The following is a 24,622-nucleotide window of genomic DNA, read 5'->3' on the forward strand; positions in this document are numbered from 1 at the left end:
ATCGGGGCGGCTTTTTGCTGCAATACCTGGGGTAAAGCGGCGTTATTTGTTCTTCACTTGAGACTTGAAGTCACGCTCGGCATAGCCAGTGTATAACTGACGCGGACGCGCAATCTTGATGCCTTCGTCATGCATTTCGTTCCAGTGTGCAATCCAGCCGATGGTACGGGCGATGGCAAAGATAACGGTGAACATGGAAGAAGGGATCCCCATCGCCTTCAGGATGATGCCTGAATAGAAGTCGACGTTCGGGTACAGTTTCTTCTCGATGAAGTACGGGTCGTTCAGCGCGATGTGTTCCAGCTCCATCGCCACTTGCAACAGGTTGTCGTCCTTCTTGTTCAGTTCTTTCAGCACTTCGTGACAGGTTTCACGCATCACGGTGGCGCGTGGGTCGTAGTTCTTGTACACGCGGTGGCCGAAGCCCATCAGACGGAACGAGTCGTTCTTGTCTTTGGCGCGCTTGATAAACTCAGGAATGTGATCGACGGTTTTGATCTCTTCAAGCATCTTCAGTGCGGCTTCGTTGGCGCCGCCGTGTGCTGGCCCCCACAGGGAAGCGATACCGGCAGCGATACAGGCAAATGGGTTAGCGCCTGAAGAACCTGCGGTACGCACGGTAGAAGTGGAAGCATTTTGTTCGTGGTCTGCGTGCAGGATCAGGATGCGATCCATTGCGCGTTCCAGCACTGGGTTCACCACGTATTCTTCGCATGGGGTGGCAAACATCATATGCAGGAAGTTACCGGCATAGGACAGATCGTTGCGTGGGTAAACGAACGGCTGACCCAGCGAATATTTGTAACACATAGCCGCCACGGTAGGCATTTTGGACAGCAGGCGGAACGCGGTGATCTCGCGGTGACGCTCGTTGTTGACGTCCAGTGCATCATGGTAGAACGCCGCCAGGGCGCCGGTCACACCGCACAGTACGGCCATTGGGTGTGAGTCACGACGGAAGCCACGGAACAGATGGGTGATCTGGTCGTGGATCATGGTGTGACGGGTCACGGTAGTTTTGAAGGTCTCGAACTCTTCTGCGGTCGGCGTTTCTCCGTACAAAAGGATGTAGCACACTTCCAGATAGGAAGACTCTTTCGCCAGCTGTTCAATCGGGAAGCCGCGGTGCAGCAGTACGCCTTTGTCACCGTCGATAAAAGTGATTTTGGATTCGCAGGAAGCGGTAGAGGTAAAGCCGGGATCAAACGTGAAATAACCTTTGGAGCCCAGGGCGCGGACATCGAGGACATCGGGGCCCAGTGTCGGGGTTAATACGCCCAGTTCGATTGGAGCTTCACCATCATTAATGGTTAGCGTCGCTTTCTTATCAGTCATTTACAGTCTCCTTTGCGCCTTATTTTAAAAACCTCTAACAACTGAAATACCTTAATTCTCCTCAGGTTGCCCGCAAAAAATGGAGCGGACGCTAACTCTGTGAGCGACTGCGCAAATGCGCGGGTAGGGTACAGAGTGCTAACCAGGCGAACGAGGTGGGTGACCAGTTGTTAACGATTCATCGGAATTCGTTATGTTCTGTTAATCTTACCTACGACGTGTTCGGGGGTGGTTGAACCTATCCCAATAAACTGTTTTATATGCCTTATTTGTTCTCGTCTGCGGTGATGTGCTGCAAACATGACCGGCAAAAACCGCCATTGGGATAGGTTCTTTCAAATACACTGTTGCACATCCTGAACATCGGGGGAAGTGTATCTGCTGACCTATAGCGCATCATAGGACCGTTTGTGCCCCTATATGTAATGGAATTGTTGATCTCTTGTCAAATCAGATAATTAATTTTATGCCAATTGTGAAATCCGTGATCTAAATCACTGTTCGGGGGAAATGTTACCAAAGGGATTGTATGGGAATTGTAATAAGAATGTGATCCTCCTATACTGCCGCCAGGTCTCCGGGATACCCTGAAGTAGGAGCACCCAGCGTTATAACTACGCGCCGTTTAAGCACAGAGGATGTTGTTGTTTGAGCGCGTGACGTGTAAGGGTTTTGGCTCTTAACGCTGTCTGATCCCCGCCCAGGCCGGAGGAAGGAAAATAATAAGAGCTGTGTGGGCAAAAACGTGAAAAAACAAAGACCTGTCAACCTGGATCTTCAAACGATTCAGTTTCCCGTAACTGCGATAGCGTCCATCTTACACCGAGTCTCTGGCGTAATTACCTTCGTTGCCGTGGGTATCCTCCTCTGGCTGCTGGGCCTGTCACTCTCTTCCCAAGAGGGTTTCATGCAGGCTGCTGCCATCATGAATAGCTTCGTTGTCAAATTCATATTCTGGGGCATCCTCACTGCGCTGGCCTATCACATTTGCGGTGGCATTCGCCACTTGTTAATGGATTTTGGCTATATCGAAGAGAGTTTAGCCGTAGGTCAACGTTCTGCCCAGGTGGCAATCGGTCTGACCGTCGTGCTGTCAGTTCTGGCTGGAGTCCTCGTATGGTAAACAATGTTTCTGCATTAGGACGCAACGGCGTACACGATTGGTTGTTACTGCGTGCTTCCGCTATCGTCATCACCCTGTATGTTCTGTATATCCTGGGCTTCTTTGTCACGGCTCCGGATCTCACCTACGAAATCTGGCGCGGCTTCTTCGCCACTTCTATTACGAAAGTGTTCACGCTGCTGACGCTGCTGTCGATTCTGGCTCACGCCTGGATCGGGTTGTGGCAGGTGCTGACGGATTACGTCAAGCCGGTAGCGGTACGTCTGGTGTTGCAACTGGCGATCGTTGTCGTGTTGCTGGTCTATTTACTGTACGGAACAATCGTAGTGTGGGGTGCGTAAGATGAAACTGCCGGTCAGAGAGTTTGATGCTGTAGTTATCGGTGCAGGCGGCGCAGGTATGCGCGCGGCACTGCAAATTTCTCAAGCGGGTTCTTCTTGTGCCCTGCTGTCCAAAGTATTCCCGACCCGTTCCCATACCGTGTCTGCACAGGGCGGCATTACCGTCGCCCTGGGTAACAACCACGAAGATAACTGGGAATGGCATATGTATGACACGGTGAAAGGTTCCGATTATATCGGTGACCAGGACGCCATTGAGTATATGTGTAAAACCGGCCCGGAAGCGGTTCTGGAGCTGGAGCATATGGGGCTGCCATTCTCCCGTACCGACGATGGCCGCATCTATCAGCGCCCATTCGGCGGCCAGTCACTGAATTTCGGTGGCGAGCAGGCGGCACGTACCGCTGCGGCGGCTGACCGTACCGGTCACGCCCTGCTACACACCCTGTATCAGCAGAACCTGAAAAATCACACCACTATCTTCTCCGAGTGGTATGCGCTGGATCTGGTGAAAAACCAGGATGGCGCAGTAGTCGGTACTACGGCTATCTGCATTGAAACCGGTGAAGTGGTTTACTTCAAAGCCAAGGCTACCGTGCTGGCGACCGGCGGCGCAGGCCGTATTTACCAGTCCACCACCAACGCCCATATCAACACCGGTGACGGTGTCGGCATGGCGCTGCGCGCTGGCGTGCCGGTGCAGGACATGGAAATGTGGCAGTTCCACCCGACCGGCATCGCCGGTGCCGGGGTACTGGTGACCGAAGGTTGTCGTGGTGAAGGCGGTTATCTGCTGAACAAACACGGCGAGCGTTTCATGGAGCGCTATGCGCCGAACGCCAAAGACCTGGCGGGCCGTGATGTCGTAGCCCGTTCGATCATGATTGAAATCCGCGAAGGCCGTGGTTGTGACGGCCCGTGGGGCCCACACGTTAAGCTGAAACTCGATCACCTGGGTAAAGAAGTGCTGGAATCCCGCCTGCCGGGTATTCTGGAACTGTCGCGCACCTTCGCGCACGTCGATCCAGTGAAAGAGCCTATCCCGGTTATTCCAACCTGCCACTACATGATGGGCGGTATTCCGACCAAAGTGACCGGCCAGGCGTTGACCGTGAACGAGAAAGGCGAAGACGTAGTGATCCCGGGGCTGTTCGCCGTGGGCGAAATTGCCTGCGTATCGGTGCACGGCGCCAACCGTCTGGGCGGCAACTCGTTGCTGGATCTGGTGGTGTTCGGTCGTGCCGCCGGCATGCATCTGCAGGAGTCAATCCTGGAGCAGGGCGCCAGCCGTGAAGCCAGCGAATCCGATGTGGAAGCGTCGCTGGATCGTCTGAACCGCTGGAACAACACCCGTTCAGGTGAAGATCCGGTTGAAATCCGCAAGGCGCTGCAAGCCTGTATGCAACACAACTTCTCGGTATTCCGTGAAGGTGATGCGATGGCGAAAGGGCTGGAAGAACTGAAAGAGATCCGTGAACGTCTGAAGAACGCACGTCTGGACGATACCTCCAGCGAATTCAACACCCAGCGCATCGAATGTCTGGAGTTGGATAACCTGATGGAGACCGCGTTTTCCACCGCCGTGTCGGCCAACTTCCGTACCGAGAGCCGTGGCGCACACAGCCGCTTCGACTTCCCGGAACGTGATGATGCCAACTGGCTGTGTCACTCGCTGTATCAGCCGCAATCGGAAAGCATGACGCGTCGTGAAGTGAACATGCAACCGAAGCTGCGCCCGGCATTCCCGCCGAAAGTGCGTTCTTACTAATTGCGGAGATCGATTGATGAAACTCGAATTTTCAATTTATCGCTACAATCCGGATGTTGATGACGCTCCGCACATGCAGGACTACAGCCTGGAAGCGGAAGAAGGTCGCGACATGATGTTGCTGGATGCGTTGATCCAGCTGAAAGAAAAAGATCCAAGCCTGTCGTTCCGTCGTTCCTGCCGTGAAGGCGTGTGTGGTTCCGATGGGATCAACATGAACGGTAAAAACGGCCTGGCCTGTATCACACCGGTGTCGTCGCTGACCAAAGGCAACAAAAAGATTGTGATCCGTCCGTTGCCGGGCTTGCCGGTAGTGCGCGATCTGGTGGTCGATATGGGGCAGTTCTACACCCAGTATGAAAAGATCAAGCCTTTCCTGCAGAACGACGGCAAGAACCCGCCGGCGCGTGAGCACCTGCAATCACCGGAAGAGCGTGCCAAGTTGGACGGTCTGTACGAGTGCATTTTATGCGCTTGTTGTTCGACCTCTTGCCCGTCATTCTGGTGGAATCCTGACAAGTTTATCGGCCCGGCTGGCCTGTTGGCGGCGTACCGCTTCCTGATTGACAGCCGTGACACGGAAACGGAAGAACGTTTAGACGATCTGGACGACGCTTTCAGTGTTTTCCGCTGCCATAGCATTATGAATTGTGTCAGTGTATGTCCTAAGGGCTTGAATCCGACCCGTGCAATCGGTCATATCAAGTCTATGCTGCTGCACCGCGGCGCATAAATGGAATGAGATGCTGCGCCGGGCAGTTTCCGGCGCACATCAACGAGGAGGGAGCCTCTAAAAACTGACCCGCGGCTGCGGCGCTAAGCAGCCTGGTTCGCCCGCCGGTTTTTAGAGGTTCCTTGTAAGGGACCGCAAGGTCCATAGCAGAACGTACCGAGCTTAATAGCTATATCCTATGAATTTCGAGTTACAGCTAGGCGACAAGCTCGTTCATCCCCAGGCGCTTACATTAGTAAGTTACTGGGGTGAGCGAGTGCAGGTAACAACGCTGTAACTTGAAAGGCGACGGGTATAAAAGTACGTCGAGTGAACCGTTTTTACGGCAAACCGTATCCATCACGGTAATTATGTTAACCACGGCGAAAACTAAAGCTTCAAAGCTTAAGGGATCATGATGCAGAACGGCGCAATGAAGGCCTGGCTGGATTCCTCCTATCTGGCGGGCGCGAACCAGTCTTACATAGAACAGCTCTATGAAGACTTCTTAACCGATCCGGGCTCCGTTGAAGATAGCTGGCGTTCCATTTTTCAACAGCTACCAACCGCGGGTGTAAAACCCGATCAGCTTCACTCTCAAACGCGTGACTACTTCCGCCGCCTGGCGAAAGACTCCGCGCGTTACAACACCACCATCAACGATCCAGACACCGACGCCAAACAGGTCAAGGTACTGCAGCTGATTAACGCCTTCCGTTTCCGCGGACATCAGCATGCCAACCTCGATCCGCTCGGTCTGTGGCAGCGTGAGCAAGTTCCTGACCTTGAACCCGCCTACCACAACCTGACCGAAGCCGACTTCCAGGAAACCTTCAACGTGGGTTCTTTCGCCATCGGCAAAGAAACCATGAAGCTGGGCGACCTGTACGCTGCGCTGAAGCAGACCTACTGCGGCTCTATCGGTGCGGAATACATGCACATCACCAATACCGAAGAGAAACGCTGGATCCAACAGCGCATTGAATCGGTGGTGGGGCACGCCAGCTTTACCCATGACGAGAAGCGCCGTTTCCTGAACGAGCTGACTGCAGCGGAAGGTCTGGAGCGCTACCTCGGCGCCAAATTCCCAGGGGCAAAACGCTTCTCGCTGGAAGGTGGTGATGCGTTGGTGCCAATGCTCAAAGAGATGGTGCGCCACGCCGGTAAGAATGGCACGCGTGAAGTGGTGTTGGGCATGGCCCACCGCGGTCGTCTGAACGTGTTGATCAACGTGCTGGGTAAAAAACCTGCTGACTTGTTCGACGAGTTTGCCGGCAAGCATAAAGAACACCTCGGCACCGGTGACGTGAAATATCACCAGGGCTTCTCCTCCGACGTAGAAACCGAAGGCGGCATGGTTCACCTGGCGCTGGCGTTTAACCCGTCGCACCTGGAGATCGTCAGCCCGGTAGTTATGGGTTCCGTACGTGCCCGTCGTGACCGTCTGGACGAAGCGCGCAGCAACATGGTACTGCCAATCACCATCCACGGTGACGCCGCCATTACCGGCCAGGGTGTGGTTCAGGAAACCCTGAACATGTCGCAGGCTCGCGGTTACGAAGTGGGTGGCACGGTACGTATCGTGATCAACAACCAGGTTGGTTTCACCACTTCCAACCCGTTGGATGCGCGTTCTACCGAATACTGTACTGACATCGCCAAGATGGTGCAGTCGCCGATCTTCCACGTCAATGCTGACGATCCGGAAGCGGTGGCCTTTGTTACCCGTCTGGCGTTGGATTTCCGTAACACCTTCAAACGTGACGTGATGATTGATCTGGTCTGCTACCGTCGCCACGGGCATAACGAGGCCGATGAGCCAAGTGCAACCCAGCCGGTGATGTACCAGAAGATCAAGAAACACCCAACGCCGCGCAAGATTTATGCTGACGTGCTGACCGAACAAAAAGTCGCCAGCCTGGAAGATGCCACGGAAATGGTCAACCTGTACCGTGATGCACTCGACCGCGGTGATTGCGTGGTTGAAGAATGGCGTCCGATGAACCTGCACTCCTTTACCTGGTCGCCGTACCTCAACCACGAGTGGGACGAAGAGTACCCAAGCAAGGTTGAAATGAAGCGCCTGCAGGAACTGGCCCGTCGCATCAGCACCGCGCCGGAAGCTATTGAAATGCAGTCACGCGTAGCGAAAATCTACGGTGACCGCGCCGAGATGGCTGCAGGCAATAAAGCGTTCGACTGGGGTGCAGCGGAAACGCTGGCTTACGCTACTTTGGTTGACGAAGGCATTCCAATCCGCCTTTCCGGTGAAGACGCCGGTCGCGGCACCTTCTTCCACCGTCATGCGGTGGTGCACAACCAGAAAAACGGTTCGGTCTACGTACCACTAGCCAATGTTCACAGTGGGCAGGGCGAGTTCAAAGTTTGGGACTCCGTCCTGTCTGAAGAAGCCGTTCTGGCGTTCGAATATGGCTATGCCACCGCAGAACCTCGCACCCTGACCATCTGGGAAGCGCAGTTCGGTGACTTCGCCAACGGCGCTCAGGTGGTGATCGACCAGTTCATCAGTTCCGGCGAGCAGAAATGGGGCCGTATGTGTGGCCTGGTGATGCTGCTGCCGCACGGTTACGAAGGCCAGGGCCCAGAGCACTCCTCTGCGCGTCTGGAACGTTACCTGCAGCTGTGTGCCGAGCAGAACATGCAGGTGTGTATCCCGTCCACCCCGGCACAGGTTTACCACATGCTGCGTCGTCAGGCGCTGCGCGGTATGCGCCGTCCGTTGGTGGTGATGTCACCGAAATCTCTGCTGCGTCACCCGCTGGCAACGTCTTCTCTGGATGAACTGGCTAACGGCACCTTCCTGCCGGCGATTGGCGAAATTGACGATCTGGATCCGAAAGAAGTCAAACGCGTGGTGCTGTGCTCCGGTAAGGTCTATTACGATCTGCTGGAACAGCGTCGCAAGAACGACCAGAAAGACGTGGCCATCGTACGTATCGAGCAACTGTACCCGTTCCCGCATCAGGCCCTTCAGGCGGTGCTGGAGAAGTATGCTCACGTGCATGATTTCGTCTGGTGTCAGGAAGAGCCGCTGAACCAGGGGGCCTGGTACTGCAGCCAACACAACTTCCGTGAAGTGGTGCCGTTCGGGGCTTCTTTACGTTATGCCGGACGCCCAGCCTCCGCCTCGCCGGCGGTCGGTTATATGTCCGTACACCAGAAGCAGCAACAGGCTCTGGTTAATGACGCGCTGAATATTGAATAAAGATTAAGGGAAAGCTAAATGAGTAGCGTAGATATTCTGGTTCCTGACCTTCCTGAATCGGTTGCCGATGCGACCGTCGCCACTTGGCACAAGAAACCAGGCGACAGCGTCCAGCGTGACGAAGTTCTGGTTGAAATCGAAACTGACAAAGTGGTGCTGGAAGTTCCGGCCAGCGAAACAGGCATTCTCGATGCGATCGTGGAAGAAGAAGGCGCAACCGTGCTTTCTCGCCAGATCCTTGGCCGTATTCGTCCGGGCGACAGCTCTGGCAAGCCGACCGAAGAAAAAAGCCAGGCTAAAGAAGCCACTCCAGCCCAGCGCGCAACCGCCAGCCTGGAAGAAGAAAGCAACGACGCACTCAGCCCGGCTATCCGCCGCCTGATTGCCGAACACGACCTCGATGCAGCTGCTATTAAAGGCAGCGGCGTGGGTGGCCGTATCACCCGTGAAGACGTGGAAGCGCACCTGGCCAACGGCAAGAAAGCCGACAAGCCGGCCGCCGTTGACGTCGCACCGCAGCCTGCTCTGAGCGGCCGCAGTGAGAAGCGTGTTCCTATGACCCGTCTGCGCAAGCGCGTGGCTGAGCGCCTGTTGGAAGCGAAGAACAGCACTGCGATGCTGACGACCTTCAACGAAATCAACATGCAGCCGATCATGGACATGCGCAAGCAGTACGGTGAAGCCTTCGAAAAACGCCACGGTGTTCGTCTGGGCTTCATGTCCTTCTACATCAAGGCGGTGGTTGAAGCGCTGAAACGCTTCCCGGAAGTGAACGCCTCTATCGACGGCACCGACGTGGTGTACCACAACTATTTCGATATCAGCATTGCGGTATCTACTCCTCGTGGCCTGGTGACCCCGGTGCTGCGCGATGTAGACAGCATGAGCATGGCGGACATCGAGAAGAAAATCAAAGAGCTGGCAGTTAAAGGCCGTGACGGAAAATTGACCGTGGAAGAACTGACCGGCGGTAACTTCACCATTACCAACGGCGGCGTATTCGGTTCATTGATGTCTACCCCGATCATCAACCCACCGCAGAGCGCGATCCTGGGCATGCACGCCATTAAAGATCGCCCAATGGCGGTGAATGGTCAGGTTGTGATCCAGCCAATGATGTATCTGGCACTTTCTTACGATCACCGCCTGATCGACGGCAAAGAGTCCGTTGGTTACCTGGTGACGGTTAAAGAGATGCTGGAAGATCCGGCTCGTCTGCTGCTGGACGTATAACCCTGATGGGCGCGGTACCTTAAATAATTGGAGTTGCATCGCGGCGGCAACCGAACGAATCCCCAGGAACATAGCGAACTATGTGATTGGGGTGAGAGAAGGCAGCCAACAAAGATGTGGCTTGAAGTATGACGGGTACGCCGCGCCCACACTCTGTGCTATGTGGCCGATTAAAGTCATGCGGTTTTCCGCCAAAATGGCTCGGCTAAAACCTTCAGAACTGAATGGATAGAACATCATGAATTTACACGAATATCAGGCAAAACAGCTGTTTGCTCGGTATGGTATGCCGGCACCGACCGGTTATGCCTGTACCACACCGCGTGAAGCGGAAGAAGCCGCATCCAAAATCGGCTCCGGCCCGTGGGTGGTTAAATGTCAGGTTCATGCTGGCGGTCGCGGTAAAGCTGGTGGCGTTAAAGTGGTTAACAGCAAGGAAGACATCCGTGCTTTCGCTGAAGCTTGGCTGGGCAAGCGTCTGGTGACCTACCAGACTGACGCGCTGGGCCAACCGGTTCACCAGATCCTGGTAGAAGCGGCGACCGACATTGATAAAGAACTGTACCTGGGCGCGGTTGTTGACCGTGCCAGCCGTCGCGTGGTGTTCATGGCATCCACCGAGGGTGGCGTTGAAATCGAGAAAGTTGCGGAAGAAACTCCGGAACTGATCCACAAAATGACCATCGATCCACTGGCAGGTCCGCAGCCTTACCAGGGCCGTGAACTGGCTTTCAAACTGGGTCTGACCGGTAAGCAAGTCGGCCAGTTCGCCAAAATCTTCATGGGTCTGGCGACCTTGTTCCTGGAACGTGACCTGGCCATGGTTGAGATCAACCCGCTGGTGGTGACCAAGCAGGGCGATCTGATCTGTCTGGACGGCAAACTGGGCGCTGACGGCAACGCACTGTTCCGCCAGCCTGAGCTACGTGAAATGCGTGACCTTTCTCAGGAAGATGAGCGTGAATCCCGTGCGGCACAGTGGGAGCTGAACTACGTTGCTCTCGACGGCAACATCGGTTGCATGGTGAACGGCGCAGGCCTGGCGATGGGAACCATGGACATCGTTAAACTGCACGGCGGCGAACCGGCCAACTTCCTCGATGTGGGCGGCGGCGCAACCAAAGAGCGCGTGACCGAAGCCTTCAAAATCATCCTGTCTGACGACAAGGTGAAAGCGGTTCTGGTTAACATTTTTGGTGGGATCGTGCGTTGCGACCTGATCGCTGACGGTATCATTGGCGCAGTAGCCGAAGTGGGCGTTAACGTCCCGGTGGTGGTGCGTCTGGAAGGGAATAACGCCGAACTGGGCGCCAAGAAACTGGCGGACAGCGGTCTGAATATCATTGCTGCGACCAGCCTGACTGATGCGGCTCAGCAAGTTGTTGCGGCAGTGGGGAGCAAATAATGTCCATTTTAATCGATAAAAACACCAAAGTAATTTGCCAGGGCTTCACCGGTAGCCAGGGGACTTTCCACTCCGAGCAGGCTATCGCTTACGGTACCAAAATGGTCGGTGGCGTCACGCCGGGCAAAGGCGGTACCGAGCACCTGGGTCTGCCGGTGTTCAACACCGTGCGTGAAGCCGTAGAAGCGACTGGTGCCACCGCGTCCGTTATCTATGTACCGGCTCCGTTCTGCAAAGACTCCATTCTGGAAGCTATCGATGCAGGCATCAAACTGATCATTACCATCACCGAAGGTATCCCGACGCTGGATATGCTGACCGTGAAAGTGAAGCTGGATGAAGCCGGCGTGCGCATGATTGGCCCGAACTGCCCAGGTGTTATCACCCCAGGCGAGTGCAAAATCGGCATCATGCCTGGCCACATCCACCTGCCGGGTAAAGTGGGTATCGTTTCCCGCTCTGGCACCCTGACCTACGAAGCGGTAAAACAAACTACCGATACCGGTCTGGGCCAGTCTACCTGTGTGGGCATCGGCGGTGACCCGATCCCAGGTTCCAACTTCATCGATATCCTGAAACTGTTCCAGGAAGATCCGCAAACAGAAGCGATCGTCATGATCGGTGAAATCGGTGGTAGCGCGGAAGAAGAAGCGGCAGCCTACATCAAAGAGCACGTGACCAAGCCAGTGGTTGGCTATATCGCGGGCGTGACCGCGCCTAAAGGCAAACGTATGGGCCATGCTGGTGCCATCATTGCCGGCGGCAAAGGTACTGCAGACGAGAAGTTTGCGGCGCTGGAAGCGGCAGGGGTTAAAACCGTACGCAGCCTGGCTGACATCGGTGAGGCAGTAAAAGCGGTTCTGAATCGCTAATTTACCGTCAGCAGTAAGCTCTATTTGAACAGGGCCAGACTTTTTGTCTGGCCCTGTTTTTTTTACCGGCTCAAGGCAACAGTGTTGGTCTATATCCCGTGTACCGGGCATCAGGCACCTGTGGAGAGCCATTTCGTGGCGGAAAGAGGATATGCGGCGGGTTTATATGCTGGCTGTTTCAATCAATAAGTTTTCTTTTTCATTGCCAGAAATTATCAGAGCAAAAAAATAAGCTAAGCTTGTTCTGAGAGTAGGTTAATTAAAGCTAACATTAGTCACAGGCTAACTTCGATTTAAATACAAATAACCATTAAATATCACATCTATTTAACACAAAAACTACGTACAGAGACTACGAAACCATTGTGTAACATAACCACAAGATAATTATGAGAAATTGTGAACTGAATCTGGAAATAAAATCCGGATAGGCTTAAATTGTTTCAGATCAAATTACGCCTGAATACCACTTTGGGGGAAAATTTGACACGTAACCCAAAGTCTAACCCACATCACGTAAAAACCTATTTATTGTGTGGGATTGGGCGAGTATCATCCATGTTGAATATGGATGTTTGATCTTGTTGCATTTGTTACCCGTTGTCGGTTTTCAGTGGTGTGTTTTGTGCACTGGCCAGTAAGGCCCGCGTTGAAAGCGGAGAAGCTGGATCAAATTTTTGTTGTGTTTAAGGGCATTCACTGCGGGGCGTTACCGGTAGCTTCACCCGAAGTCATATCGATAACCGCATGTCGGAGTCTTCCTGCGAGGAGCAAGGAGTCAAGATGTTTGATATTGTCGAACTGTCGCGCTTACAGTTTGCTTTAACGGCGATGTACCATTTCTTATTTGTCCCATTAACGCTGGGTATGGCGTTCTTGCTGGCAATTATGGAAACGGTATATGTACTGTCAGGCAAGCAAATCTATAAAGATATGACCAAATTCTGGGGCAAGTTATTTGCAATTAACTTTGCTCTGGGTGTGGCCACCGGTTTGACCATGGAGTTCCAGTTCGGGACTAACTGGTCATATTTTTCCCACTACGTCGGTGATATTTTCGGGGCCCCTCTGGCCATCGAAGGTCTGATGGCGTTCTTCCTTGAATCGACGCTGGTCGGCCTGTTCTTCTTCGGCTGGGATCGTCTGGGCAAGGTGCAGCACATGGCCGTTACCTGGCTGGTGGCACTGGGCTCAAACTTTTCTGCGCTGTGGATCCTGGTTGCCAACGGTTGGATGCAAAACCCGATCGCTTCGGACTTCAACTTCGAAACCATGCGTATGGAGATGCTCAGCTTCTCCGAACTGGTGCTCAACCCGGTTGCGCAGGTGAAGTTCGTGCATACCGTGGCAGCCGGCTACACCTGTGGCGCGATGTTCGTTCTGGGTATCAGCTCTTACTACCTGTTGAAAGGCCGTGATCTCGCCTTTGCCAAACGCTCCTTCGCCATTGCCGCCAGCTTCGGTATGGCTGCCGTGCTGTCCGTTATCGTTCTGGGTGATGAATCCGGCTACGAAATGGGCGATGTGCAGAAAACCAAACTGGCCGCTATCGAAGCCGAATGGGACACGCAACCGGCACCGGCTTCCTTTACCCTGTTCGGTATTCCGAATCAGGATAAAATGGAAAACTCCTACTCAATCCAAATCCCTTACGCGCTTGGCATTATTGCTACCCGCTCGACAGATACCCAGGTCACCGGCCTGAAAGATCTGATGGCGAAGCATGAAGTGCGCATCCGCAACGGGATGAAAGCCTATGGGCTGCTGGAAGAGTTGCGTGGTGGCAATACCGACCCGGCGGTACGTACCGAGTTCAATAAAGCCAAGCAGGACCTGGGCTATGGCTTACTGCTGAAGCGTTATACCCAGAATGTCACCGACGCGACGGAAACGCAGATCCAGCAGGCAACCAAAGACTCGATCCCACGTGTAGCACCGCTGTATTTCGCCTTCCGTATCATGGTGGCCTGTGGCGCTCTGATGCTGTTGATCATCGGCCTGTCGTTCTGGAGCGTGATTCGCAACCGTATTGGCCAGAGAAAATGGCTGCACCGTGCGGCGCTGTATGGCCTGCCACTGCCCTGGATCGCGATCGAAGCCGGCTGGTTTGTGGCTGAATACGGTCGTCAGCCTTGGGCGATTGGTGAGGTGTTACCGACTGCAGTCGCCAACTCTTCACTGACTGCCGGCGACATTCTGTTCTCGATGGGGCTGATTTGCGGCTTGTACACCCTGTTCCTGGTGGCTGAAATGTACCTGATGTTCAAATTTGCACGTCTGGGTCCAAGCAGCCTGAAAACTGGCCGCTACCACTTTGAACAACCGACTGCCGCCGTGCAGGAAGCGCGCTAAACAGGAGTCCACGTATGTTTGATTATGAAGTACTGCGATTTATCTGGTGGGTCCTGATTGGCGTACTGCTGATCGGTTTCGCCGTCACCGACGGTTTCGACATGGGAGTCGGCATCCTGGTGCGCATTATCGGTAAAACCGATACCGAGCGCCGAGTGATGATCAACTCCATCGCACCACACTGGGACGGTAACCAGGTGTGGCTGATCACTGCCGGTGGCGCATTGTTCGCCGCCTGGCCGATGGTCTATGCGGCGGCGTTCTCCGGTTTCTATGTTGCCATGATCCTGGTGCTGTCCGCCTTGTTCTTCCGCCCGGTCGGTTTTGACTACCGCTCGAAACTGGAGAGCAGCCGCTGGCGCAACATGTGGGACTGGGGCATCTTTATCGGCAGCTTTGTGCCTGCGGTGGTATTCGGCGTGGCGTTCGGCAACCTGTTGCAGGGCGTGCCGTTTCACATGGATGAATACATGCGTCTGTTCTACACCGGCAACTTCTTCCAACTGCTCAATCCGTTTGGTCTGTTGGCGGGCGTGGTCAGCTTGACCATGCTGGTGGCTCAGGGGGCAACTTACCTGCAGATGCGTACCAGCGGTGAAATTCACCTGCGTGCTCGCGCTGCGGCGCAGATCTCTACCCTGGTGATGGCGGTGTTCTTCCTGTTGGGCGGTATCTGGCTGGTGAAAGGCATCGATGGTTATGTGATTACCTCGACGCTGAACACCATGGCGGAATCCAACCCGATGCGTAAAGAAGTGGCTCATCAGGCCGGTGCCTGGTTGATCAACTTCAACAAGTATCCGTTGCTGTGGGCACTGCCTGCACTGGGCGTGGTGCTGCCGCTGTTCACCGTGCTGTTCTCGCGCTTGTCGAAAGACGCGCTGGCGTTTGTGACCTCGTCGCTGACCATTGCCTGTGTGATCCTGACCGCCGGGGTGACCATGTTCCCGTTCGTGATGCCGTCAAGCACCGTGCCTAACATCAGCCTGACCATGTGGGATGCCACCTCCAGCCTGTTGACGCTGCAAGTGATGACCATTGTCGCGGCGATCTTCGTGCCTATCGTTCTGGCGTACACCAGTTGGTCGTACTACAAAATGTTCGGCCGTCTCGATAAGAACTTCATCGAGAACAACAAGCATTCGCTGTATTAAGGATAGGGAGCTAAACCATGTGGTATTTTGCCTGGATTCTCGGAACGCTTCTTGCCTGTGCCTTCGGCATCATCACGGCGCTGGCGCTTGAGCACCACGAAGATTCAAAAGCACAGCAAGACGATAAGTGATGAGTTTGTCACTGACTGAAAAGCTGTACGCTATCACCGACAAGGGCCCGGTCCGGGCCCTTTCACTGGTGTTGGCGTTGATTTTGGCGGGCTGTATTTTCTGGGATCCGACCCGCTTTGCGGCGAAGACCAGCTCGCTGGAGATTTGGGAAGGGCTGCTGCTTATTTGGGCAGTCTGTGCCGGGGTGGTTCATGGCGTCGGGTTCCGACCGCAACGCACCCTGTGGCGAGCTTTTTTTGCGCCACTTCCGGCAATTGTGATCCTGGCCGCAGGATTACTTTACGTTTCTTTATAATCTCCGCTATATCCCCAAGTTATGGGCCATCGCGGCCCATAATTATTTTCGTTCCCATCTTGTAACCCATTCCCAACCCGATCCGTCTTGCGTATAGTAGCACCGTTAAATTGCATTGCTGGGAAGTAGAGTGAGTAATACGTTGTTTCGATGGCCGGTTCGCGTTTACTACGAAGATACCGATGCCAGTGGTGTGGTCTATCACGCCCGCTATGTGGCTTTTTTTGAAAGAGCGCGCACCGAGATGCTGCGTCATCATAACTTTCATCAACAGCAGCTGCTCAGTGAAAATGTCGCCTTCGCTGTCCGGCGCATGACGGTTGATTATCTGCTTCCTGCTCGTCTTGACGACCAGCTGGAAGTCCAGAGTGAAATCACCTCAATGCGCGGGGCTTCTCTTACGTTTGCTCAACGCATTGTCAATTCTGACGGAACTCTTTTGAGTCAGGCCGACGTGTTGATTGCATGTATTGATCCACACCAAATGAAGCCGATAGCGCTTCCTAAGTCTATTGTCGCGGAGTTTAAGCAGTGAATGACATGAACATCCTAGATTTATTCTTGAAGGCCAGCCTGCTGGTTAAGCTTATCATGTTGATCTTGATATGCTTCTCAGTGGCCTCCTGGGCGATCATCATCCAGCGTACCCGCATCCTTAATGCGGCCACGCGTGACGCCGAAGCCTTTGAAGACAAATTCTGGTCCGGTATTGAGCTTTCCCGTTTGTATCAGGAAAGCCAGGCACGTCGCGATAGCCTGACCGGTTCAGAGCAAATTTTCCACTCTGGTTTCAAAGAGTTCGCTCGTTTGCACCGCGCTAATAACCATGCGCCGGAATCGGTGATCGAAGGTGCGTCACGCGCTATGCGCATCTCGATGAACCGCGAACTGGAAACGCTGGAAAACCACATTCCTTTCCTCGGCACCGTGGGTTCGATCAGTCCGTATATCGGTTTGTTCGGCACCGTGTGGGGGATCATGCACGCCTTTATCGCACTGGGTGCGGTGAAACAGGCCACGCTGCAAATGGTAGCACCGGGTATCGCCGAAGCACTGATCGCCACCGCCATCGGTCTGTTCGCCGCTATTCCGGCCGTGATGGCCTATAACCGTCTCAACCAGCGCGTCAACAAGCTTGAGCAGAATTACGACAACTTTATGGAAGAGTTCACCGCTATTCTGCATCGTCAGGCCTTCTCCAGCGACAGCAAATAAGTAGGAGGTAGCATGGCGAGAGTTCGTGGACGTAATCGGCGCGAGCTGAAGTCCGAAATTAACATAGTTCCGTTGCTCGACGTGTTGCTGGTGCTGTTGCTGATCTTTATGGCAACCGCACCGATCATCACCCAGAGCGTTGAGGTTGACTTGCCGGATGCCACCGATTCCAAAGCGGTCTCCAGCAGTGATAACCCGCCGGTGATCCTCGAGGTTTCCGGCGTGGGCCAATACACCATGGTGGTGGATCACGACCGCATGGAACTGTTGCCGCCGGAGCAGGTTGCAGCCGAAGCCAAGTCACGTTTGGCGGCCAACCCTAAGACGGTCTTTTTGATCGGTGGGGCGAAGGAAGTTCCGTATGATGAGATTATCAAGGCATTGAATATTCTCCATCAGGCGGGCGTCGCTTCCGTGGGGCTGATGACCCAGCCAATTTGACCCTAAGGTCAGTGGCAACCCGGTTCCTGCGCTGCGGTGCAGGAACCCCGTATAAGCAACACCAGTTTTTGGGAATCTATTTTGGTAAAGGCAACTGAGCAAAACGATAAGCTGAACCGCGCCGTTATTGTTTCGGTCGTTCTGCACTTTGTATTGATTGCCCTGCTGATTTGGGGCTCGCTGCAAGAAAACGTCGAAATGAGTAGTGCCGGCGGTGGCGGCGAAGGTTCGGTCGTTGGTGCAGTGATGGTCGATCCTGGAGCAGTGGTGGAGCAGTACAACCGCCAGCAACAGCAGAATAACGACGCGCAACGTGCTGAAAAGCAGCGCCAGAAAAAAGCGGAGCAACAGGCCGAAGAACTTCAGCAGAAGCAGGCGGCGGAACAACAGCGCCTGAAAGAGCTGGAGAAGGAGCGTTTGAGCGCGCAGGAAAAAGCGGCTCAGGACGCGAAAGAACAGGCTGAACAGCAAAAGCAGGCTGCCGAGCAGCAAAAAGCGGCGGAAGCCGCCGCAGCCAAGGCCAAAGAGCAACAAAAAGTCGCCGAAGCCGCTGCCGCCAAGGCGAAGGCCGAAGCAGACAAAATAGCCAAGGCGCAGGCGGAAGCCCAGAAGAAAGCCGAAGCGGAAGCCAAGAAAGAAGCGGCTGCTGCCGCCGCCGCCAAGAAACAGGCGGAAGAGGCGAAGAAAGCCGCCGCTGCCGCCGCAGAGCAAAAAGCTGCAGAGGCCGCAGAGAAGAAGGCCGCCGCCGAAGCAGAGAAAAAAGTGGCCGCCGAGAAAGCGGCTGCTGCCAAGAAAGCCGCGGCGGACGCCAAGAAAAAGGCTGCCGCAGAGGCTGCGAAGCAGTCGGCGGAAGTCGACGATCTGCTTGGCGGTCTGGCGGACGGCAAGAACGCGCCGAAAGGCGGTGCCAAATCGAAGGGCGACGGTAAACCGGCCGGGCAGGGCAATGCCAAGACGGCTGGCGCCAGCGGGGCGGATATCAGCGGTTATATGGGGCAGATCCAAGGGGCGATTCAGAGCAAGTTCTATGACGCCAGTTCGTTTGTCGGCAAAACCTGCGACCTGCGTATCAAGCTGGCGCCGGACGGTCTGCTGATAAGCGTACAAGCGGCGGGGGGCGATCCTGCTCTGTGTCAAGCAGCGGTGTCTGCCGCCAAGTTGGCGCATATACCGAAGCCGCCGAGCGATGCCGTTTATCAGCACTTTAAGAATTCTATACTTGAATTCAAGCCGCAATAACGGTTGATTGAGTGATACCACAGGGATGTACTAAGGTAACCAACAGGGATTATGTAGTTTTACGTAAGTTGGTTTGTTAAAATTCTGCTAATTTATCGCAGGCATCCCGCCTGGATAAGGGAGATGAGATGAAGCAGGCATTTCGAGTAGCGCTAGGTTTTTTAATTCTGTGGGCGTCCGTGCTGCACGCGGAAGTTCGCATTGAAATCACCCAGGGGGTCGACTCTGCTCGCCCGATTGGCGTGGTGCCGTTTAAATGGGCGGGTCCAGGCACGCCTCCGGAAGATATTGGCAAGATTGTCGGCGCAGACCTGCGCAACAGCGGCAAATTCAACCCAATTGACGTGGCGCGTATGCCGCAGCAACCGACCACCGCGTCTGAAGTGACGCCGGCGGCCTGGACTGCATTGGGTATTGACGCGGTTGTGGTCGGCCAGGTGCAACCTGGTGCAGACGGCGGCTACCTGATCTCTTATCAACTGGTGGACACTTCTGGCTCACCGGGCACCGTTCTGGCGCAGAATCAGTACAAAGTGACCAAACAATGGTTGCGTTATTCTGCTCACACTGCCAGTGACGAAGTGTTTGAAAAGCTGACCGGTATCAAGGGCGCATTTCGTACCCGTATTGCTTACGTAGTGCAGACCAACGGCGGGAAATTCCCGTATGAGCTGCGCGTAGCGGATTACGATGGCTACAACCAGTTTACGGTACATCGTTCGCCAGAACCTCTGATGTCCCCGGCCTGGTCGCCGGACGGCAGCAAACTGGCGTACGTAACCTTTGAAAGCGGCCGTTCTGCGCTGGTAGTGCAGACCCTGGCTAACGGTGCTATCCGTCAGATCGCTTCGTTCCCGCGTCACAACGGTGCACCGGCGTTCTCACCGGATGGCAGCCGCCTGGCGTTTGCGCTGTCTAAAAGTGGCAGCCTGAACCTGTACGTGATGAATCTTGGCTCTGGCCAGATTACCCAACTCACCGACGGGCGCAGCAACAATACCGAACCGACCTGGTTCCCGGATGGACAGTCTCTGGCCTATACCTCCGATCAGGGCGGCAGACCACAAATTTATAAAATCAGTGCCAGTGGCGGTGCGTCACAGCGTCTGACATGGGAAGGCTCTCAGAATCAGGATTCTGAAGTCAGCTCTGATGGTAAATTCCTGGTGATGGTGGGGACCAACGGTGGTGCTCAGCATATCGCCAAACAAGATCTTGGATCGGGGGCGGTTCAAGTTTTGACCGGCACCTTCCTGGACGAAACGCCTAGTATTGCGCCAAATGGCACCATGGTGATCTATAGCTCCACGCAAGGTATGGGCTCCGTGCTGCAACTGGTATCGACTGATGGGCGTTTTAAAGCGCGTCTTCCGGCAACTGATGGACAGGTCAAATTCCCTGCCTGGTCGCCGTATCTGTGATGCATGTGTAAATATGTATGGCAAACTATAAAAGGATTAAAGAAATGCAACTGAACAAAGTGCTGAAAGGGCTTCTGCTGGCACTGCCAGTTCTGGCTGTAGCGGCTTGTAGTTCTAATAAAAGCGCAAACAACGACCAATCTGGTATGGGCGCTGGCACTGGTACAGAAAATGGCAGCAGCAACCTGTCTTCTGAAGAACAAGCTCGTCTGCAGATGCAAGAACTGCAGAAGAACAACATTGTTTACTTCGGCCTGGACAAGTATGACGTGAGCTCTGAGTTCGCTCAGATGCTGGACGCGCACGCTGCATTCCTGCGTAACAACCCGTCTTACAAAGTGACCGTTGAAGGCCACGCGGATGAACGCGGTACGCCGGAATACAACATTGCCCTGGGTGAGCGTCGTTCTAACTCAGTCAAAATGTACCTGCAAGGTAAAGGCGTTTCTGCTGACCAGATCTCTATCGTTTCTTACGGTAAAGAAAAACCAGCAGTACTGGGCCACGACGAAGCGGCTTATGCTAAAAACCGTCGTGCAGTTCTGGTTTACTAAGAGAATCGCATGAACAGTAACTTCAGACGTCACTTGTTGAGTCTGTCGTTACTGGTTGGCGTAGCGGTCCCATGGGCCGCTACTGCCCAAGCGCCAATCAGTAATGTCGGCTCCGGCTCGGTCGAAGACCGTGTCACCTCACTTGAGCGCATCAGCAATGCTCAGGGCCAGCTTTTAAACCAACTCCAGCAACAACTCTCTGACAATCAGCGCGATATTGATTCTCTCCGCGGGCAAATCCAGGAAAACCAATATCAACTGAATCAGGTTGTTGAACGCCAAAAGCAGATCTATCAGCAGATGGATAGCATCAGCCAGGGTGGCGCTCAGAGCTCCGCTGCTGCAGCGGGTGCCGCAGGCGGGGCAGCAGCGGCTGCGTCCACCGACGGTGCTGACAGCGCCTCTGCGGGCGCTACAGCAGTAGCGCCGGCCAGTACGGGTGATGAAAACAGCGACTACAACGCCGCTGTTTCATTGGCGCTGGAAAAAAAACAGTATGACCAGGCTATTTCCGCTTTTCAGTCCTTCGTAAAACAGTACCCAAAATCGACTTACCAGCCTAACGCCAACTATTGGCTGGGCCAGTTGTTCTACAACAAGGGTAAGAAAGATGATGCGGCTTACTATTATGCGGTGGTGGTGAAGAATTACGCAAAATCACCTAAGGCACCGGACGCAATGTACAAGGTGGGTATCATCATGCAGGAAAAAGGGCAGGCTGATAAAGCCAAAGCCGTGTTCCAGCAGGTGATCAAACAATACCCAACCAGTGCTGCGGCCAAACAGGCGAAAAGTCGAGTAGCAGGTTAGTCAGTAAAAAAATGAGCCCAGAAGTTAGTCGATTTGACCGGTTTCTGGGCTCATTCGTGTGAAGAACAAGCAGTTGAACCTGTTGTTTATAAATTTAGGTTGCGCTGCCAAGATAAATTAGTAATATATGCCGCCGTTGCCAAGACATCTTGCAAGATGTTAAAGCAGCAAGGAAATTGGGTCGTTAGCTCAGTTGGTAGAGCAGTTGACTTTTAATCAATTGGTCGCAGGTTCGAATCCCGCACGACCCACCAATTTCTGAAGTAGTAGCAGTAACCACACTAGTGGGTGATTAGCTCAGTTGGTAGAGCATCTCCTTTACACGGAGGGGGTCGGCGGTTCGAGCCCGTCATCACCCACCACTGCTGTGGGCCGTTAGCTCAGTTGGTAGAGCAGTTGACTTTTAATCAATTGGTCGCAGGTTCGAATCCCGCACGGCCCACCATTTCAGAATGGTTTTCCGCAATACGAGCTTCGGTTTTGTATTGGTTGTTCAGCAGTAAACCACGTCAGTGGGCCGTTAGCTCAGTTGGTAGAGCAGTTGACTTTTAATCAATTGGTCGCAGGTTCGAATCCCGCACGGCCCACCATTATTGCAGCGAGTTCCTCTCCTGCTTACGCGGTTCAGCAGTATCCCCTCAGTGGGCCGTTAGCTCAGTTGGTAGAGCAGTTGACTTTTAATCAATTGGTCGCAGGTTCGAATCCCGCACGGCCCACCATTTCACAGAGTACCTCAGCACTTTCCCTAAACTTGAACATCACATAAAGCACGAACCGTGTGGGTGAGAAGCTGCGTTCAGGTTCGACAAAATTGTTCTGACAATTTTGAACAGCGCTTGCGCTGGCCCGGAGGCCGAGTAATCCCGCACGGCCCACCATTTCACAGAGTACCTCAGCACTTTCCCCAACTTGAACATCACATAACGCACGAATCGTATCTCCAGTACGTTTTCCACAACACTTTCAATCCGCTTTGCCTTCAAAAATGCATTTTGCTTGTTACAGCATCGTTGCTTTCATTAAAAATTCAATCCATTAAACAACAAAGACCTCACACTGAAAATATCAGCGGACTTTTCGCACAAATAAAGGTATTTTGTTTAGTATATAAAACGAAGGGGGTTGCGATGGGGTGATACCCGGGCAGCAGACACCCAGCCTAGCACAGAGATTGCAGCGATGAGTGAAATGTTTGATGTTAATTCGGCGGTGTATCCGTTCCCACCCAAGCCGGTACCGTTGGACGACGCGCAGAAGGCGTTTTACCGCGAGAAAATTAAAATCCTGCTCAAGCAGCGTAATGCGGTGATGGTAGCCCATTACTATACCGATCCGGAGATCCAGGCGCTGGCGGAAGAAACCGGTGGCTGCGTGGCGGACTCGCTGGAGATGGCGCGCTTTGGCAGCAATCATCCGGCTTCGACCCTGCTGGTTGCCGGGGTGCGTTTTATGGGGGAAACCGCCAAGATCCTCAGCCCGGAAAAACGGGTGCTGATGCCGACGCTGAACGCGGAGTGCTCGCTGGATCTCGGTTGCCCGGAAGAAGACTTCAATGCCTTTTGCGACAGCCACCCGGACCGGACCGTGGTGGTTTACGCTAATACCTCTGCGGCGGTAAAAGCGCGAGCGGACTGGGTGGTCACCTCCAGTATCGCCGTTGAACTGATCGAACATCTCGATAGCTTGGGTGAAAAAATCATCTGGGCGCCGGATCGCCATCTGGGCAGCTATGTGCAAAAGCAGACCGGTGCCGATATGCTGTGCTGGCAGGGCGCCTGTATCGTACATGATGAGTTTAAAACCCAGGCCCTGATGCGGATGAAGGCTTTGTACCCGAACGCGGCGATACTGGTGCATCCGGAGTCACCACAGGCGGTGGTAGACCTGGCCGATGCGGTAGGTTCAACCAGCCAATTGATTCAGGCAGCGAAAGCTCTGCCCAATCCGCAGCTGATTGTTGCCACCGATCGCGGTATTTTTTATAAGATGCAACAGGCCTGCCCGGACAAAGAGTTGTTCGAAGCGCCAACCGCCGGGGAAGGTGCCACCTGTCGTAGCTGCGCGCACTGCCCGTGGATGGCGATGAATGGCCTGAAGGCGATCGCCGATGGGCTGGAGCACGGCGGTGCACTGCATGAGATCCACGTCGATGCTGCGCTGCGTCAGAAGGCGCTGATCCCGTTGAACCGGATGTTGGATTTCGCCGCTGAGTTAAGGGTGCAGGTTAAAGGGAACGCTTAACCGTTTAATAAGGATGATAAAATGAGCTTTTTCAGTACCAGCAATATCCTGGTGCATATCCCGCTGGGAGTGGGGGGCTACGATCTGTCATGGATTGAGGCTATTGGCACTCTGTTTGGTCTGCTGTGCATCTGGTATGCCAGCAAAGAGAAAATTATCAATTACCTGTTCGGCCTGATTAACGTCACGCTGTTTGCGGTGATTTTCTTTCAAATCCAGCTTTACGCCAGCCTGCTGCTGCAGCTGTTCTTTTTTGCCGCCAATATTTACGGCTGGTACGCCTGGAGCCGTCAGACTCAGGATAATCAGGCCGAGTTGAAGATACGCTGGCTGCCGCTGCCGAAGGCGCTGAGCTGGGCGGCAGTATGCGTTATCGGCATCGCCTTGATGACGTTCAACATTGACCGCGTGTTTGCCTGGTTGACGCAGGCGGCGGTGACGGTAATGCAGGGGCTGGGCCTGAGCGTGCAAATGCCGCAGCTGCAGCCGGATGCCTTCCCATTCTGGGATTCGACCATGATGGTGTTGTCGATCGTGGCGATGATCTTGATGACGCGCAAGTACGTGGAAAACTGGTTGCTGTGGGTGGTGATTGACGTGATCAGCGTGGCGATATTCGCCTACCAGGGCGTCTATGCCATGGCGCTGGAATACGTGATCCTGACGCTGATTGCGCTGAACGGCTCCTGGCTGTGGATCAAAAGCGCCGGCCGACCATTATCTTCCGCACCATAACAACGCTGGGGCGCCGAA

General features: G+C 54.2%; 22 protein-coding genes, 5 tRNA genes and 1 other RNA gene. 27 read left to right on the forward strand and 1 reads right to left on the reverse strand.

Features of this window, described 5'->3' with window-relative positions; all coding sequences use genetic code 11:
• Window positions 1–42 precede the first annotated feature (42 nt).
• Window positions 43–1,335, reverse strand: coding sequence for a citrate synthase (locus ACUTSU_RS05310; protein WP_153857678.1), 1,293 nt, complete (start codon window positions 1,333–1,335; stop codon window positions 43–45).
• 733 nt (window positions 1,336–2,068) lie between these two features.
• Between ACUTSU_RS05310 and sdhC the strand changes: the two genes are divergently transcribed.
• The 27 genes from sdhC (at window position 2,069) to pnuC (ending at window position 24,604) form a co-directional block, all read left to right on the forward strand.
• The gene (gene sdhC, locus ACUTSU_RS05315; RefSeq protein WP_445649836.1) at window positions 2,069–2,458 is read left to right on the forward strand and encodes a succinate dehydrogenase cytochrome b556 subunit; all 390 of its coding nucleotides are present in this window, start codon (window positions 2,069–2,071) and stop codon (window positions 2,456–2,458) included.
• Window positions 2,452–2,799 carry a succinate dehydrogenase membrane anchor subunit gene (gene sdhD / locus ACUTSU_RS05320; RefSeq protein ID WP_012005699.1) on the forward strand — a complete coding sequence of 116 codons (348 nt, stop codon included), beginning with the start codon at window positions 2,452–2,454 and terminating at the stop codon, window positions 2,797–2,799. The genes sdhC and sdhD overlap by 7 nt, the downstream gene beginning before the upstream one ends.
• Window position 2,800: 1 nt before the next feature.
• Window positions 2,801–4,567, forward strand: a complete 1,767-nt coding sequence (gene sdhA / locus ACUTSU_RS05325) for a succinate dehydrogenase flavoprotein subunit (protein WP_012005700.1) — start codon at window positions 2,801–2,803, stop codon at window positions 4,565–4,567.
• Window positions 4,568–4,583: 16 nt separating this feature from the next.
• Window positions 4,584–5,300 carry a succinate dehydrogenase iron-sulfur subunit gene (locus tag ACUTSU_RS05330; RefSeq protein ID WP_445649837.1) on the forward strand — a complete coding sequence of 239 codons (717 nt, stop codon included), beginning with the start codon at window positions 4,584–4,586 and terminating at the stop codon, window positions 5,298–5,300.
• Between the two features lie 397 nt (window positions 5,301–5,697).
• Window positions 5,698–8,505 carry a 2-oxoglutarate dehydrogenase E1 component gene (gene sucA, locus ACUTSU_RS05335; protein WP_445650240.1) on the forward strand — a complete coding sequence of 936 codons (2,808 nt, stop codon included), beginning with the start codon at window positions 5,698–5,700 and terminating at the stop codon, window positions 8,503–8,505.
• An 18-nt stretch (window positions 8,506–8,523) separates the two neighbouring features.
• The gene (odhB, locus tag ACUTSU_RS05340) at window positions 8,524–9,738 is read left to right on the forward strand and encodes a 2-oxoglutarate dehydrogenase complex dihydrolipoyllysine-residue succinyltransferase (protein WP_445653850.1); all 1,215 of its coding nucleotides are present in this window, start codon (window positions 8,524–8,526) and stop codon (window positions 9,736–9,738) included.
• Window positions 9,739–9,976: 238 nt separating this feature from the next.
• Window positions 9,977–11,143, forward strand: a complete 1,167-nt coding sequence (sucC, locus tag ACUTSU_RS05345) for an ADP-forming succinate--CoA ligase subunit beta (RefSeq protein ID WP_012005704.1) — start codon at window positions 9,977–9,979, stop codon at window positions 11,141–11,143.
• Window positions 11,143–12,015 (forward strand): succinate--CoA ligase subunit alpha, encoded by an 873-nt coding sequence (gene sucD, locus ACUTSU_RS05350; RefSeq protein ID WP_012005705.1) that lies wholly within the window; start codon window positions 11,143–11,145, stop codon window positions 12,013–12,015. The genes sucC and sucD overlap by 1 nt, the downstream gene beginning before the upstream one ends.
• A 783-nt stretch (window positions 12,016–12,798) precedes the next feature.
• Window positions 12,799–14,367 carry a cytochrome ubiquinol oxidase subunit I gene (cydA, locus tag ACUTSU_RS05355; protein ID WP_445649839.1) on the forward strand — a complete coding sequence of 523 codons (1,569 nt, stop codon included), beginning with the start codon at window positions 12,799–12,801 and terminating at the stop codon, window positions 14,365–14,367.
• 14 nt (window positions 14,368–14,381) lie between these two features.
• Complete coding sequence (cydB, locus tag ACUTSU_RS05360; RefSeq protein WP_445649840.1) at window positions 14,382–15,521, forward strand: cytochrome d ubiquinol oxidase subunit II; 1,140 nt, start codon at window positions 14,382–14,384, stop codon at window positions 15,519–15,521.
• A gap of 17 nt (window positions 15,522–15,538) precedes the next feature.
• On the forward strand, window positions 15,539–15,652 hold the full coding sequence (gene cydX / locus ACUTSU_RS05365; protein ID WP_012005708.1) for a cytochrome bd-I oxidase subunit CydX: 114 nt from the start codon (window positions 15,539–15,541) through the stop codon (window positions 15,650–15,652).
• Window positions 15,652–15,948 carry a cyd operon protein YbgE gene (gene ybgE, locus ACUTSU_RS05370; RefSeq protein WP_445649841.1) on the forward strand — a complete coding sequence of 99 codons (297 nt, stop codon included), beginning with the start codon at window positions 15,652–15,654 and terminating at the stop codon, window positions 15,946–15,948. Before cydX ends, ybgE begins: the two co-directional genes overlap by 1 nt.
• Window positions 15,949–16,078: 130 nt before the next feature.
• Entirely contained in the window at window positions 16,079–16,483 is a 405-nt protein-coding gene (gene ybgC, locus ACUTSU_RS05375) for a tol-pal system-associated acyl-CoA thioesterase (protein WP_012005710.1), read from the forward strand.
• Entirely contained in the window at window positions 16,480–17,163 is a 684-nt protein-coding gene (tolQ, locus tag ACUTSU_RS05380; protein WP_135315564.1) for a Tol-Pal system protein TolQ, read from the forward strand. Before ybgC ends, tolQ begins: the two co-directional genes overlap by 4 nt.
• Window positions 17,164–17,175: 12 nt before the next feature.
• Window positions 17,176–17,604, forward strand: coding sequence for a colicin uptake protein TolR (gene tolR / locus ACUTSU_RS05385; protein ID WP_135315565.1), 429 nt, complete (start codon window positions 17,176–17,178; stop codon window positions 17,602–17,604).
• A gap of 81 nt (window positions 17,605–17,685) precedes the next feature.
• Entirely contained in the window at window positions 17,686–18,843 is a 1,158-nt protein-coding gene (gene tolA / locus ACUTSU_RS05390) for a cell envelope integrity protein TolA (protein ID WP_445653851.1), read from the forward strand.
• Between the two features lie 128 nt (window positions 18,844–18,971).
• Window positions 18,972–20,264 carry a Tol-Pal system beta propeller repeat protein TolB gene (gene tolB / locus ACUTSU_RS05395; protein WP_445649843.1) on the forward strand — a complete coding sequence of 431 codons (1,293 nt, stop codon included), beginning with the start codon at window positions 18,972–18,974 and terminating at the stop codon, window positions 20,262–20,264.
• Window positions 20,265–20,308: 44 nt separating this feature from the next.
• The gene (pal, locus tag ACUTSU_RS05400) at window positions 20,309–20,818 is read left to right on the forward strand and encodes a peptidoglycan-associated lipoprotein Pal (protein ID WP_445649844.1); all 510 of its coding nucleotides are present in this window, start codon (window positions 20,309–20,311) and stop codon (window positions 20,816–20,818) included.
• 9 nt (window positions 20,819–20,827) lie between these two features.
• Entirely contained in the window at window positions 20,828–21,628 is an 801-nt protein-coding gene (cpoB, locus tag ACUTSU_RS05405) for a cell division protein CpoB (RefSeq protein ID WP_445653852.1), read from the forward strand.
• 178 nt (window positions 21,629–21,806) lie between these two features.
• Window positions 21,807–21,882: transfer RNA gene (locus tag ACUTSU_RS05410), tRNA-Lys, on the forward strand.
• 32 nt (window positions 21,883–21,914) lie between these two features.
• Window positions 21,915–21,990: transfer RNA gene (locus ACUTSU_RS05415), tRNA-Val, on the forward strand.
• Between the two features lie 7 nt (window positions 21,991–21,997).
• Window positions 21,998–22,073, forward strand: a tRNA-Lys gene (locus ACUTSU_RS05420).
• Window positions 22,074–22,142: 69 nt separating this feature from the next.
• Window positions 22,143–22,218: transfer RNA gene (locus ACUTSU_RS05425), tRNA-Lys, on the forward strand.
• 53 nt (window positions 22,219–22,271) lie between these two features.
• Window positions 22,272–22,347: transfer RNA gene (locus tag ACUTSU_RS05430), tRNA-Lys, on the forward strand.
• Between the two features lie 43 nt (window positions 22,348–22,390).
• Window positions 22,391–22,506: non-coding RNA, RtT sRNA (locus ACUTSU_RS05435), on the forward strand.
• 301 nt (window positions 22,507–22,807) lie between these two features.
• Window positions 22,808–23,869 (forward strand): quinolinate synthase NadA, encoded by a 1,062-nt coding sequence (gene nadA / locus ACUTSU_RS05440; protein ID WP_445649846.1) that lies wholly within the window; start codon window positions 22,808–22,810, stop codon window positions 23,867–23,869.
• Window positions 23,870–23,890: 21 nt separating this feature from the next.
• Entirely contained in the window at window positions 23,891–24,604 is a 714-nt protein-coding gene (pnuC, locus tag ACUTSU_RS05445) for a nicotinamide riboside transporter PnuC (protein ID WP_445649847.1), read from the forward strand.
• Window positions 24,605–24,622 lie beyond the last annotated feature (18 nt).

This window comes from Serratia sp. NA_13, from assembly GCF_052691735.1.